Source organism: bacterium, from assembly GCA_030693425.1.
GTDB lineage: Bacteria > Patescibacteriota > Minisyncoccia > Minisyncoccales > GWA2-46-15 > GWA2-46-15.
Window position 1 is genome coordinate 119,203 of record JAUYAM010000002.1, and the last position, 12,048, is coordinate 131,250.

At 45.3% G+C, this 12,048-nt stretch carries 15 protein-coding genes; 6 read left to right on the plus strand and 9 right to left on the minus strand.

Annotated elements, in window-relative coordinates:
* Positions 1 to 59: 59 nt before the first annotated feature.
* The 6 genes from Q8N16_01035 to Q8N16_01060 all read left to right on the plus strand — a co-directional run bounded on the left by Q8N16_01035 (position 60) and on the right by Q8N16_01060 (position 3,753).
* The gene (locus tag Q8N16_01035) at positions 60 to 578 is read left to right on the plus strand and encodes a YerC/YecD family TrpR-related protein (GenBank protein ID MDP3093330.1); all 519 of its coding nucleotides are present in this window, start codon (positions 60 to 62) and stop codon (positions 576 to 578) included.
* A 51-nt stretch (positions 579 to 629) separates the two neighbouring features.
* Positions 630 to 977 carry an MGMT family protein gene (locus tag Q8N16_01040; GenBank protein MDP3093331.1) on the plus strand — a complete coding sequence of 116 codons (348 nt, stop codon included), beginning with the start codon at positions 630 to 632 and terminating at the stop codon, positions 975 to 977.
* Between the two features lie 149 nt (positions 978 to 1,126).
* A complete protein-coding gene (locus Q8N16_01045; GenBank protein MDP3093332.1) occupies positions 1,127 to 1,693 on the plus strand; it encodes an AMMECR1 domain-containing protein in 567 nt (188 codons plus the stop codon).
* On the plus strand, positions 1,686 to 2,153 hold the full coding sequence (locus Q8N16_01050; protein ID MDP3093333.1) for a hypothetical protein: 468 nt from the start codon (positions 1,686 to 1,688) through the stop codon (positions 2,151 to 2,153). The genes Q8N16_01045 and Q8N16_01050 overlap by 8 nt, the downstream gene beginning before the upstream one ends.
* Before the next feature lie 17 nt (positions 2,154 to 2,170).
* Positions 2,171 to 3,142, plus strand: coding sequence for a methionyl-tRNA formyltransferase (fmt, locus tag Q8N16_01055; protein ID MDP3093334.1), 972 nt, complete (start codon positions 2,171 to 2,173; stop codon positions 3,140 to 3,142).
* Positions 3,143 to 3,186: 44 nt separating this feature from the next.
* Positions 3,187 to 3,753 (plus strand): elongation factor P, encoded by a 567-nt coding sequence (locus Q8N16_01060; protein ID MDP3093335.1) that lies wholly within the window; start codon positions 3,187 to 3,189, stop codon positions 3,751 to 3,753.
* 52 nt (positions 3,754 to 3,805) lie between these two features.
* On the opposite strand, the gene Q8N16_01065 is transcribed toward Q8N16_01060, so the two are convergent.
* The 9 genes from Q8N16_01065 to yihA form a co-directional block, all read right to left on the minus strand.
* Complete coding sequence (locus Q8N16_01065) at positions 3,806 to 4,879, minus strand: PH domain-containing protein (GenBank protein ID MDP3093336.1); 1,074 nt, start codon at positions 4,877 to 4,879, stop codon at positions 3,806 to 3,808.
* 18 nt (positions 4,880 to 4,897) lie between these two features.
* A complete protein-coding gene (locus Q8N16_01070; GenBank protein MDP3093337.1) occupies positions 4,898 to 5,494 on the minus strand; it encodes a peptidylprolyl isomerase in 597 nt (198 codons plus the stop codon).
* 109 nt (positions 5,495 to 5,603) lie between these two features.
* Positions 5,604 to 7,100, minus strand: a complete 1,497-nt coding sequence (locus Q8N16_01075; GenBank protein ID MDP3093338.1) for a carboxypeptidase M32 — start codon at positions 7,098 to 7,100, stop codon at positions 5,604 to 5,606.
* Between the two features lie 167 nt (positions 7,101 to 7,267).
* Entirely contained in the window at positions 7,268 to 7,822 is a 555-nt protein-coding gene (locus Q8N16_01080) for a non-canonical purine NTP pyrophosphatase (GenBank protein ID MDP3093339.1), read from the minus strand.
* Between the two features lie 17 nt (positions 7,823 to 7,839).
* The gene (locus Q8N16_01085; protein MDP3093340.1) at positions 7,840 to 8,400 is read right to left on the minus strand and encodes an isoprenylcysteine carboxylmethyltransferase family protein; all 561 of its coding nucleotides are present in this window, start codon (positions 8,398 to 8,400) and stop codon (positions 7,840 to 7,842) included.
* A complete protein-coding gene (locus Q8N16_01090; protein ID MDP3093341.1) occupies positions 8,382 to 8,873 on the minus strand; it encodes a hypothetical protein in 492 nt (163 codons plus the stop codon). Before Q8N16_01090 ends, Q8N16_01085 begins: the two co-directional genes overlap by 19 nt.
* Positions 8,874 to 9,134: 261 nt before the next feature.
* Positions 9,135 to 10,376, minus strand: a complete 1,242-nt coding sequence (locus Q8N16_01095; GenBank protein ID MDP3093342.1) for a M20/M25/M40 family metallo-hydrolase — start codon at positions 10,374 to 10,376, stop codon at positions 9,135 to 9,137.
* Between the two features lie 441 nt (positions 10,377 to 10,817).
* On the minus strand, positions 10,818 to 11,333 hold the full coding sequence (locus Q8N16_01100) for a VTT domain-containing protein (GenBank protein ID MDP3093343.1): 516 nt from the start codon (positions 11,331 to 11,333) through the stop codon (positions 10,818 to 10,820).
* Between the two features lie 106 nt (positions 11,334 to 11,439).
* Positions 11,440 to 12,027 (minus strand): ribosome biogenesis GTP-binding protein YihA/YsxC, encoded by a 588-nt coding sequence (gene yihA, locus Q8N16_01105; GenBank protein MDP3093344.1) that lies wholly within the window; start codon positions 12,025 to 12,027, stop codon positions 11,440 to 11,442.
* Between the last annotated feature and the right edge of the window lie 21 nt (positions 12,028 to 12,048).

Below are 12,048 nucleotides of genomic sequence, written 5' to 3' on the forward strand. Positions count from 1 at the left end.
TTGTGTCATTATAATTTTAGGACGATATTAAATTAGGTTTAAAAGTAAAATAGAAAACTATGGCTAGATATTCGCAAATTACTAATCAAGAAAAACAAGAATTACTTAGCGATTTCTGCGAAGCCTTAGCAGTTTTAAAAACTGCCGACGAGGCAATGAAATTTCTTACCGATCTGCTAGGGCGTCAGGAAATTATCGCTTTGGCAAAAAGAATAAAAATCGCTAAACTTCTCTTAGCCAGCAAAGATTACCGCGAAATAGCGCGCCTTCTAAAAGTGAGCCATGCTACGATTGCCAAGGTGAGCCAGTGGTTGATGGAGTCGGGTGAGGGCTTTAAGCTGGTGGCGGAGAGGACAAAAGACAAGAAACGCAAGCAAATTACCGGTTCTGCCGAATTGAGAAAGATAGAGTGGGATAATTTTAAAAAGGGTCATCCTCTGATGTTCTGGCCTGAGTTATTGATCAAGGATGTTATTAAAACAATGGATAGAAAACAAAAAGATAAAATAAAAGCGGCGTTGGCTAAAATTGATTATAAATCAAGCCTGTATAGGCGGATTAATCGTTTGCTGAAATAGTCGTCAGTATACTGCTACGTAGCAGTATACTGATGAGAGACGGCAAGGAACGTGAGTTCGAATCGTATAGAAGTAAAGAAGGAGATTGTGGAAAAGGAACGTTTATTTAACAAAATCAGAAAAGTTGTGGCCAGAATTCCTAAGGGCAAAGTAACGACTTACGGGGCGATCGCTAGATTTTTAGGGTTGCGAGACAGCCGGTTAGTAGGCTACGCTCTTTGGGGAAACCAAGATTCTAAAATTCCTTGCCACAGGGTGGTTAAAAAAGACGGTTCTCTGGCCAAAGACTATTCTCTCGGCGGCTGGCAAGAGCAGAAACGAAGATTAGAAAAAGAAGGAGTAAAGTTCTTGAAGGAAAATCAGGCAAACCTTAAAAAACATTATTGGCAGCCCCGTTAGGAAAACACAGGGGTTTTCGTGGAATTCCAAGAAGCGAAATATCTTCGTCTGAAAACCCCTCTAACTATTTTTAAATAATGCCTTATGATATATGAAAATTTAAACATTCTAACCACGGAAGATATTTAATTTCCTACGGGGCAGCCTAAATGAACATAGCCAAATTAGCGAGAATAGCGGTTGAAACATATATTAGAGAGGGCAAGGTTGCAGATATTCCGAAAAACCTTCCGGAGGAATTCTTGATGGAAAAAGCCGGGGTTTTCGTGTCGATCTTTCGATCTCCACGCGGAACTGACGCTGAACAAAAACGCGGAACCGACGCTGAAAAAGAATTACGAGGTTGTGTCGGCACTTATTTGCCTGTCAGAGAAAACATTGCCCAGGAAACGATCCATAACGCCGTTGCTTCGGCCAGCCAGGATCCCAGGTTTTCTCCGGTCTCAAAAGAAGACTTAGGCCAGCTTTCTTACTCCGTTTATATCCTGGGAGAACCGAAACAAATGGAAAGGCTTGAAGAACTCGATCCGAAAAAGTATGGTATTATAGTGAAGGCCAGAGATTTTCCTTCAAAAACCGGACTTTTGCTCCCCGGCCTTAAGGGCATTGACAGCGTTGACGCCCAGATTTATATCGCCTCCCAGAAAGCTGGCATTGACCTCAAAAAAGAAGAAATCTTAATTTACCGGTTCGAAGTCGAAAAATACCATGACTGAGAAAACCAACCAACGTCTTGAGAAAAAACGCCGAAAGAAAAGAAAAGAGGAAACCGAGATCCAAAAGATCGTCAACCACTATTTCTATACCAAAGGCTTGACTTTGGAGCGGATCAAGAAAGACGCCAGAAAAAAGAAAATCATCTATTCTAGGTTTACCCGGCCGGCAAAGCAGCTGTTGATTTTGGCCGGATCTGTCAGAAAGGCCAAAGCCGCCATTACCAGAGTCGCCGACTGGGCAAAATCAAGGAAATTGGACTATGCCATAGAAACTGTTTTTAAGAAATGGCTGGAGTTGGACAAGCTGAAGCCCAAGGAAATCGTCAAGAAACCTTATTTCCAGGGAGATCCGATGGTTTGGTCGGAAAGCAAAAGAAAATGGTACGTTGTCACCAAAGACGGCGACTGGCTGGAATTCGCCGGCAAAGACGACGAAGTTGAGTGGAGAATCGTCAAATAGCCAAAGATTTCAGTAAGATGAAGATTGTTTTTTTCGGAACGCCGGATTTTGCGGCCACTATTTTAGAGAAACTTGTCAAAAATAATTTCAAGCCGGTTTTGGTTGTGACTTCTCAGGATAAACCCATTGGTCGCCGGCAGGAGCTAACTCCCCCGTCGGTCAAGATTGAAGCGCAAAAATACGGCCTTCCGGTTTTGCAGCCGGAATCTTTTGACATTCCCGAATTCCGCCAGGTCCTTTTTAATTCTCAACCAGACTTTATTGTTTTGGCCGCTTTTGGCCCGCCTTTCTTGGACAAAAAGATTTTGAATATCCCAAAGTACGGTTGCCTCAACGTTCATCCCTCTCTTTTGCCAAAGTACCGGGGCGCCTCCCCTATTCCCCAGGCGATTTTAAATGGCGAAAAGGAAACCGGAGTGACTATTATCAGAATGTCGGAAAAAATCGACCAGGGCGACATCCTTTCTCAGGAAAAATTGGAGATTTTGCCGGTAGACACGGCTTTAACACTAACAAATAAACTGGCTGGTTTGGGCGGCAGCCTTTTGGTGAAAACCATTTCTGCTCTGGTTGGAAGCGGGATTTTTCCCCGGCCCCAAGGAGAATCCCCTACGCCCTATTGCCCCCAGCTTAAAAAAGAAGACGGTAGAATTAACTGGGATTGTCCGGCCGACTACATTGAAAGGCAGACCAGAGCTTTTGATCCCTGGCCGGGAACTTATACGTTTTTTGAAAAAAAGATCTTGAAAATCCTGAAAACCCATGTTATAACGGACAGAATGTCCGATATATCGTCGCACGCTATAAATGAGAATGAACCGGAGAGAAAAGCAGGTTTTGTTTTTTTGACCAGAGACGGCAAGTTGGCGGTTCAGGCCCAGAAAGGCTCTTTGGTTGTCGAGATTCTGCAGCTCGAAGGGAAAAAGCCCGTGCCCGTCCAAGACTTTTTAAGGGGACACCGGGACATTGTCGGTGCCACCCTGGAATAGTTTCATACTAAATACCAGATACTAAATACTATATACTATAATTTATGTTGGGTTATTTCGATTTAAGAAGAGGCATCCAGTTCATTTATGAAGGCCAGCCTTACGAGGTTTTAGATTTCAACCAGATGAAAAAAGCCCAGCGAGAAGGAATTGCCCAAGTGAAAATGAGAAACTTAATTACCGGCAAGGTTATTGAGCAGGGTTTCCATTCGAGCGATCACTTTGAGGAGGCCGATCTCCAGAGATTGAGGGCAAAGTATCTTTACAATCACCGGGGCAGGTTTTTCTTTTCCGAAGAGAAAGATTCGAGCAAGAGGCTTGAGTTGAGTCAAGAACAAGTTGGCCAGGGATCAAGGTTTCTGAAGGCCGGGCAAGTCATTGACACCATCATCTTTGAAGAAAAGATTATCACCGTTTCTTTGCCGATCAAAGTCCAGTTAAAAGTGACCGAAGCCCCTCCGGGCGTTCAGGGCGATCGGGCCCAGGGCGGAGTCAAGTCAGCCGTTTTGGAAACCGGAGCCTCCATTAATGTTCCCCTATTCATTGAAGAAGGAGATCTTATTGAAGTCAACACCGAAACAGGAGAATATGCCAAGAGAGCAAATGAATAAAATTATGTTAAGCAAAAACGTCCCGCTTCAAGCGGGACGTTTTTGTTATGTTCTAATCGGAAACGTTATTCAACTCTTCAATTAAAAGACTGACAAAGGCATTGGCGTTGGCCAAGTTGAATCCGTCGATGCCGCTATTCGATTCTGGCGTGGCAAAATTGACGCTGTGAATCTTGAGAAACCGGTCTAAAATATCTCGGCTGATGTAAATTGCCTGGATTCTAGACAAGGGTACGGAAGTTTCTTGTTTTTTGGTCGTTCCCTGGCGAATGATTATGTTTTTATCTTGTGTCAGGTCGTAAAAATATGAGCTGTAGGACGATTTTTCCCTTAACAATTTGGCGAGTAAATAAACGCCAAAAAAGACTAGCGGAAAGGCGGCGAACAAAACGATAGGTAAATTCAGTGCCCCCTTGCTTGCCGAAGGAGAAATTATCATCAAAGCCCAGGCGAGCCAGCCGAAAAATATCAAATATGTCTCTGATCGGCCAGATATTCTCTTGGCAATTACCCGTTTTTCTCGCGGGTAGCGATAACTCAAAATTTCTTGTCCGGTATAGTCTCGAGGCGCGGGTTTTTTGTTTTGGCTTGACGCCCGTCTGATTTCTTCGACCGCCTTTTCTTTTAAAGCGGCGGCGTTTGTGGCGTTCAAGCCATCAATGCGTGCTTGCAGATAAGAACCGGCAAGATTAAGCGAAAACCGGATGTCATAGAGTTTAAAAATCCTGTTTCCAATATCTTGGTCAAGATAGACATCTTGAACTTTTGTTAGAGGCACAATAATTTCTTTTCTTGAAAACAAACCGCTTTTAATAATAAGCATGTTGTCTTTGATATCGTAAAACACAGAGCGGTAATTGAGCCGGTCCAAAACATAACTTCCCAGCAGCGCAGCACTCAATATGAAAAGAAGGGCGAGGAAAGACTTTAACTCGTTAGGGCCGAATTTGGATATCTCTTCCGGTCCCATTTGCCCTAATATCCAGACGACCATCAGGCCAGATATTATCACCGAGGTTATCGTACCCATTCCCAGAAAAGGCTTGATAAGATCCTTAATGATTTTTCTTTTCTCCAGCGGATACTGATGGCAAAGAGTCCCTTCTTTGCAATATATTTGATCCATAGTTTTCTTCCAGTTTGGTTATTTCTCGACGGTGACGCTTTCCATAACTACCGGCGTCAGAGGTCTATCATTTGGTCCGACCAGGACTTCTCCGATTTCATCGACCACTTCCTGTCCTGAAATTACTTTGCCGAAAATAGTGTAGAGATGCGGCAAAGAAGCGTCTTTGAGGACGATGAAAAACTGGCTGCCGTTGGTATTTGGGCCGGCGTTGGCCATCGCCACCACTCCTTTTTTGTAGCCGGTCTGGTAGGATTCGGTTTCGGGATTCAGTTCGTCTTCAAAAGTATAGCCCGGGCCGCCGGTGCCGTCGCCATTGGGATCTCCGCCCTGGATGACAAAGTCTTTAACGACCCGGTGGAAAGTCAGGTTGTCGTAAAAGTTTTTCTCGACGAGTTTGATAAAATTCTCAACGGTTTTCGGGGCGTCGTCATCATAGGTTTGAATCCTGATTTCGCCCATATTGGTCTTGATTTTGACGATGTTCATGTTTTTTGGCGTGTTTTCCGGTTGATTATTTTGCGGCTCCTGATTCAAAGCTCGCCAGCTTAAAGCGCCGGCAGCAAAAAAGAAGGCGAGGATCAGGACTGTTTTAACAAGTTTGTTTTTTCCCATGGGAGATTAATTATATTTTCTTAATAATAACTCAGTCTTGCATAAATTAGAATACTGAACTTTAAGGGGCGGACTTGTTTTGTCCGCCCCTTAGGTCTTTCATCTTCTCCTAGAGATTGTAGACTTGGCTGTACTTTTCCTCCAAGTATGCCAGATAGGGACCGGGATTCAGATCTTCCCCGGTCAGACTTCTGACCAGGGCTGGCATTTCGTAAGCCATGCCCCAGTCGTGGATATGATCTTTCAGCCACGCTTTGACGGCCAAGAGTTTCCCTGACCCGATTTCAGCCGTGAGGCTCATGTCGGTTTCCATCCTTTCGCGGATCATGGCAGTCATCAGGTTGCCCAGCAAATAGGAAGGAAAGTAGCCGATGTAGCCGACCGACCAGTGCACATCCTGGAGACAACCCACGGCGTCATTCTCGGGCGTGATTCCAAGATATTCTTTCATTTTGGCGTTCCAGGCCGCAGGCAGGTCAGCAGGGTCCAGTTCGCCGGAAAGCAAAGCAAGCTCCAATTCAAATCTCAGAAGGATATGGAGGCCGTATGTAACCTCGTCCGCCTCCGTCCTGATGAGCGAGGGTTTGGAAGCATTGATCGCTTTCCAAAAGGCGTCCAGCGGCACCTCTTGGAACTCCGGCATGATGGCTTTGAGGAACGGGAAGAAGTATTCCCAGAAAGCCATGCTGCGGCCGACGACGTTTTCCCAGAACCGCGACTGGGACTCATGCGTGGCCATGGAGTAAGCAAGGCCGCCGATGTCAAACCAGAGCCAGTCAAAGTCAGAGGCTGCCCCTTGGCAGTAGAGGCCGTGTCCTCCCTCGTGCATGGTGCCAAAAAGGCAGATCTTTATGTCGTTGGGTTTGATCTTGGTTGTGAGCCGGATGTCGTTGGGGCCGACAGTGATGGTCATTGGATGGCCAGGAACGGCGATCAGTCTGCCGGACCCGAAATCAAATCCCATGCGAGCCAGGATGAGCCGGCTGAATATTTCCTGGCGGTCGGGCGCAAAGAATCCCTGTATACAGGATTCGTCCACTGGCTTCGCCTCAGCAATCCTTCTGACCAGGTCAGTCAGAGGCTGTCGCAGCGGAAATAGGACTCTCTTCGTTTCCTCCGCTGTTATGCCAGGCTCAAAGTCGGGTGCGAGGTCGTCGTACGGGTGATGTCCAGAGCCCAATGCGCTGGCTCTTTCTTTGGCCAGGTTAAGGACTTGCCTCAAGCTGGGCAGAAAGACGTCGAAGTTGGCTCTATCTTTAGCTTGTGTCCAATCACGATGGGCCTGGGAGGTGGCCTTGGCAAGGGCGCTGACGAGATGTAGCGGAACTGCCTTGGCTCGCGTATAGCCTCGCTCAATCATCCGGACAAGATTGGCGCGGCCTGGGTCAAGATCGGTAACGCTGGCCAATTGAGCCAGCACTTCTCCGATTTCCGGCCGGGTGAACATTTCGGCTGCTTTTCCTGCCATGAAAGCCTTGATTTCGTCGCGCCCGGGGCCGGCATTGTTTGGCAGCATAGTTTCCCTGTCTGCGTCAAAGAGGGACAGGGTGTGGCCGTAATAGGCCACCTCTTTCAAGAGAAGTAGTAATTCTTCCCATTTAGTCATTTCATCCTCCGATCTGTTATCTAAGAGATAAGGTGTCTTTTTGAGAATCTTGTTATGCGAAAGGGCTGATAAGCCTCCTTTTTCAGGATCGTGAACGCGATCCCTATAATAAAATACTAAAACGGTCTGACTAAAGTGTCAAACAGAAAAATAGATCTTTGATGGGACTAATTTAGGGAACTCGGATTTTTGTCCAGGAAATCTTTCATCTTGACGAGGGCGATTTTGCGCATCGATATTCTGTCCTTTTCTTCCGGGGTTATTTGGGCAAAGGTTTTAGTAAGCCCCTGGGGCATGAAAATCGGATCCCAGCCAAAGCCGTTCTGGCCCAGAGGTTTTTCCGGCATCTTGCCCCTAATTTCCCCGCAAAAGACCATTGATTCTTTGCCGTTATACAGGCAAACGCAGGTTTTAGCTATGACTGTCCGATTTTTATCCTGGAGAAGCCGGCAAAGACCGTCGTTTCCCAGAGTTTTGAGAACCCATTTGATCAAAGCTCCGGGAAAGCCTTTCCACGCTTCAATATAAAAACCGGTGTCTTCAACCATCACCGGTTTTCTTGCCAGATCAAACGCTTTTTCAGCCTTGTCTTTGACTATTTCTTCAACGTCAAGGCTCTGGATTTCTTTGATATCCAAATTGACTTTGTCGATTTTAAAGCCCAAGATGCTTTCCGCTTCCTTGAGTTTATTTTCGCTTGAAGTGACAAAACAGAGCCGCATGCTATTTTAGGACGGAATCAATATATAAAAGGAATAATTAAGGCAACTTTTTTCCTGTAGTCTAGATATTCTTTATCAAATTTATTATTCAGCTCTTGCTCTTCGATTCTGGCCCTGTAGATCAGCAGTCCGGATATCAGCGCGGCCAACCCAAGCAGAACGTATGAGCGGACCACGAGCAGGCAGCCGAGGAGCATTACCATATTGGCAAAGTACATCGGGTGTCTGACTATTGAGTACGGACCCTTGGTTATTAATTCGTGATCTTTGACTATTCTGGCCGGGCCGCTCCATTGCTTTCCTAAAATCTTTCTCGCCCATTCATTGAACAGAACGCCAGAAACGATTAACGTCATCCCGATTAGGAATGGCCAGATCTCCAGGGATTTCGGCATGATCAGACAGATGGCCAGAAGATAGAATAATATTGACAGGAATAGCGGTAGCTCCCCGATTATCTTCAGTTTCTCTTTCTCAGCCGGTTTCTGGCGGCGTTTTTTCCCCATAATAAGCGGGATCCTGACCAGGAGCCAATAGGCGGTTATGAATAGAATAAAAATTATCTTCGGAATTTCCACCTCAACTTTTCTATTAGCTTCTTATCCAGCGGCTGGGATTTCTTCCAGATATTATTGAAGTAGGCGGCCGTCATCTTTGCGAAATCTCTGTCTTTTATCAATATGTTTAAGAGTTCGTTCTTTGGCATCGGAAATTCGAGCAAAACTGTCTTTCTGTCGCGGACAGAAACGCTGAATCCGTGATGAGGAAAATGCCTTACTTCAATCCCCTGTTCCAGTCTTTTTAAATTCTTTTCAAGGCTGGCTTTATTCGAAATGTTTTCGATAAACTTAACAGTGACCTTATCTTTCTTCAAAAACTTTCCTCTTTTGCTCTCGGCGGTCTTAATCCTCTTTTTTGGAGTGGTTTCCGGCGCGACGATAACAAGACTTTCTTTCTCGGTCTCTTCCCAGTTCCCTATTCTTAAAGCGATCGCTTTCTTGATTCCGAAAAAGAGCCCTATATTTTTACTTGGAATAAAGGTTTTTCCCATGATTAGATATTAAAGAAGTTGTTTTTTTGGAATTTGGAAAGATATCAAGTGATATAAGATTAAACTTTTAAGTATTCATTTTAGCCATAAACCCGAAACTCCAAAATGCCTGATTTAATTCTACAATAATCAGAAGAATTTCTCTAGGCGGAATTATTTGAAAGGTGACTGTCACCCATTCACTACCCATTCACTATCATCTCTAACAAAAAACTCAGTGCGTCCTCCATCGCACCGAGTTATCTATGATCTTCATGAAATTTAGATGCTCATTCTGGAGTAGCGCCTGATCATATTAAGTATGATTGGAGGCACCAGCTCGAGCTCATCAACGACCAGGAACTCCTTTGGGCCGTGTAAATTCCTGGCCCCTGCCCCTATATTGGGAGCCGGCAGGTCCGGATAGAGCATGTTTAGGGCAGCACCGTCCGTTCCCCCACGGACATCACCCAACTTTGGTTCAAGGCCCAAGGCGCGATGGGCATCAATTGCCGGCTGAACCAGGTCCATGTGCTTGTCAACGGCCAGGCGGGTATTAATACAGCTTAGTTTATCATCAACAGTAGCCGTACACCCGTACCGGTGAGCGCAGCGTTCGGCAAGCGTCCGGAGCGTTTGTGCCATCTGCTCTAATTCTGCCGTGTCAAACGATCGAGGCACGCAGGTGACTGATGCCAGAGTCGCGTCGCCCTTTATCTCCACGACATAATAAAATGGTCGTTGTCCGCTGGCGGTCATTGGCGTCGGATACTCCTCAGCCAGCCTTGCTACAAATTTGGCGGCAGCGTAGTGAGCTGGTTTGATTCTATCGCCCTGAAGACCAGGATGCGCCGTTTCGCCCTTGAAGCTGATTACGGTCAGATGGCTGGCAAGACAGCCGACGTCAATCAACCCTGCCTGTTCCCCATCTACGGTCCAAAATATACTCCAGGACCTAACCGTTTCTGCGGGCACGGCTTCAAAGTCCAGGCCACCGGTTTCCTCATCTACGCAAAACCAAAACGTGAGAGGCCCGTGTTCGATGCTGTCAGCCAGAAGTGATCGAATAACCACGACGAGAGCAGCAACGCCAGCCTTGTCATCCGCGCCAAGGAGCGTGCTGCCGTCAGCGGTGACGATCCTTTTGCCTCCTCCTAGCCCGGCAAGATCATTCGCCGAAATTATCACTCCTCCTTGAGGAAGAACAATATCCCCGCCTCTGTAATAGTGAACGATCGGGCAAGCTTTGCCGGGAAAGCTATAGTGAGTGTCAAGGTGAACCGCATAAACAACATGCGGAGCTCCTTGTGAACCTGGCGTGGCCGAGAAATTGACCAGGAACGAACCATCCCGAAGGGGTATGAGTTGATCGAATCCCAAACCCGCTTCAAGAAGTTGGCGTTGGATTAACTCACCAAGAACTTTCTGCCCGGCTGAGCTTGGGTGTTGACTGCTCCCCATGACAGACCTGGTGTCAATCCAAACGTATTGTAAAAAAAGATCTAAAAGACTTATTTGTGCCATTGGGCACATCTCCTTTTCTAGCTCGTCTGAGAGCTATCTCTAGCCAAACAGAAAAAGTTCTTTCAGTCAAGAGTCAATTACAAAAAACCCTGTCAAAAAAACAAGGTTGTCTATAGAATAAATCTAAAGAAAACAAAAAAAGAGTCACTAAAAAAAAGTGACTCTCCCAACTTCTCTTTTCCGCGCTGGCGGGCGTTTGGTCGACATGCTCATCGTGCGCTTGTACTTCAAATGGTACTTCCACGCCCGGAGCCTCGGAAAAGAATCAACATTGAGAGAGCCACAAATTAGCCACCTTTAGCTAAAAAGACGACCACTTTGCGACTCTCCCAACGATATGTTTAAGGAGCTATATTTACACAAGCAAATTCCAAAAAGTTTGTCAACAGTCCCGGCGGTTTTGGGCGTAGCAATCGGACATCGTTTGTTCGGAGGTTATTATTAAATAATCTTTCCAAACGATACGATGCCAAATCCCAATATAATAAACCGAACGAATTTGCCCAAAAACATAGGAAGAACAAAACTTTTATAAGGAAATTCCAAATAGCCGGCGACAAAGCCGATTATATCGTAAGGTATTGGAATCAAAGACCAAACAAAAAAAGCGATCGGGCCAAATTTGTGGATGCTTGCTTCTATTTTCTCCACTTTTTTGGAACGGGGCATAATCACGTCCCCGCTTCTGCCCACCAGCCAACTGACGCTGTCGTTTAACGACATTCCCAGAGCCGAGGCCAGGGCCAACCAAAAAATGTTCATGTGCTTGGCTAGCGAAAATACCAGTAAAGTCCCGGGGCCGAACAAGTTGAAAACAAAAACGCCGCTATAGCCAAATTTCAGAAACGGCTTTGGATCAAGCGAGATGACAAGAGTTAAAACAAAAAATAAAATACCCAAGATAATGGTTATTTCTTTAAATCTTCGCGATTGGAAAATTTTTGCTAACTTGCTCATTATCTCAAAATTGCCCGAATGCCCTGAGTTTATCGAAGGACTACTACCGGGAAAGGGGAATTTTAGCGATTTTAGCTATTCCCTAATGACGCGTTTCGGTCGTGGGTTATTTCAATAAATTTAAGTCTGCAGTAATTCTTTTGGTTAATTCATTTTTTCCTTCATTTGTTTTGGCCGAATATCGCAAAACTGGTATATCTCGCGCTTCTTTTTGGATTAACGAAAGCTGTTTTTCCGCGGCGCCTTTAGCTAATTTATCAATTTTGTTTGCAATAATGATAACTTGGTGTTTGTTTGCTTCAAGAATTTTTATCATATCCCGATCAAGGGCAGTCAAACCGACGTTGGCATCAATAATTAAAAAAATTGCCTTTGGCCTCGCTTTGGAAAACTCCACATACCAAAGAATCCTTTTGATCATTTTGTTGCGTTCCAATATCGAACACTTCGCATATCCGTATCCGGGAAAATCAACTAAATAAAAAGAATCATTGATGCGGAAAAAATTCGCTTCACGCGTTTTCCCCGGCGTCTTGCTCACTTTTACAAAGTCTTTTTTACCGACTAAAGAGTTAATTACGCTTGATTTCCCCGCATTGGAACGGCCAAAAAAAGCGATATGCGGCAAATTATCTTCCATGCCGTAATTGTCTCCGATAACACCTTTGACAAATTCTACTTTTGATATTTTCATATTTATAATTTCTTCCTATCA

What these genes read in the sequence shown, in the direction of transcription:
- Q8N16_01035 (MDP3093330.1), top strand. Translation starts at nt 60, where the DNA reads ATGGCTAGATATTCGCAAATTACTAATCAAGAAAAACAAGAATTACTT.
- Q8N16_01045 (MDP3093332.1), top strand. Translation starts at nt 1,127, where the DNA reads ATGAACATAGCCAAATTAGCGAGAATAGCGGTTGAAACATATATTAGA.
- Q8N16_01050 (MDP3093333.1), top strand. Translation starts at nt 1,686, where the DNA reads ATGACTGAGAAAACCAACCAACGTCTTGAGAAAAAACGCCGAAAGAAA.
- fmt (MDP3093334.1), top strand. Translation starts at nt 2,171, where the DNA reads ATGAAGATTGTTTTTTTCGGAACGCCGGATTTTGCGGCCACTATTTTA.
- Q8N16_01060 (MDP3093335.1), top strand. Translation starts at nt 3,187, where the DNA reads ATGTTGGGTTATTTCGATTTAAGAAGAGGCATCCAGTTCATTTATGAA.
- Q8N16_01065 (MDP3093336.1), bottom strand. Translation starts at nt 4,879, where the DNA reads ATGGATCAAATATATTGCAAAGAAGGGACTCTTTGCCATCAGTATCCG.
- Q8N16_01070 (MDP3093337.1), bottom strand. Translation starts at nt 5,494, where the DNA reads ATGGGAAAAAACAAACTTGTTAAAACAGTCCTGATCCTCGCCTTCTTT.
- Q8N16_01075 (MDP3093338.1), bottom strand. Translation starts at nt 7,100, where the DNA reads ATGACTAAATGGGAAGAATTACTACTTCTCTTGAAAGAGGTGGCCTAT.
- Q8N16_01080 (MDP3093339.1), bottom strand. Translation starts at nt 7,822, where the DNA reads ATGCGGCTCTGTTTTGTCACTTCAAGCGAAAATAAACTCAAGGAAGCG.
- Q8N16_01090 (MDP3093341.1), bottom strand. Translation starts at nt 8,873, where the DNA reads ATGGGAAAAACCTTTATTCCAAGTAAAAATATAGGGCTCTTTTTCGGA.
- Q8N16_01095 (MDP3093342.1), bottom strand. Translation starts at nt 10,376, where the DNA reads ATGGCACAAATAAGTCTTTTAGATCTTTTTTTACAATACGTTTGGATT.
- Q8N16_01100 (MDP3093343.1), bottom strand. Translation starts at nt 11,333, where the DNA reads ATGAGCAAGTTAGCAAAAATTTTCCAATCGCGAAGATTTAAAGAAATA.
- yihA (MDP3093344.1), bottom strand. Translation starts at nt 12,027, where the DNA reads ATGAAAATATCAAAAGTAGAATTTGTCAAAGGTGTTATCGGAGACAAT.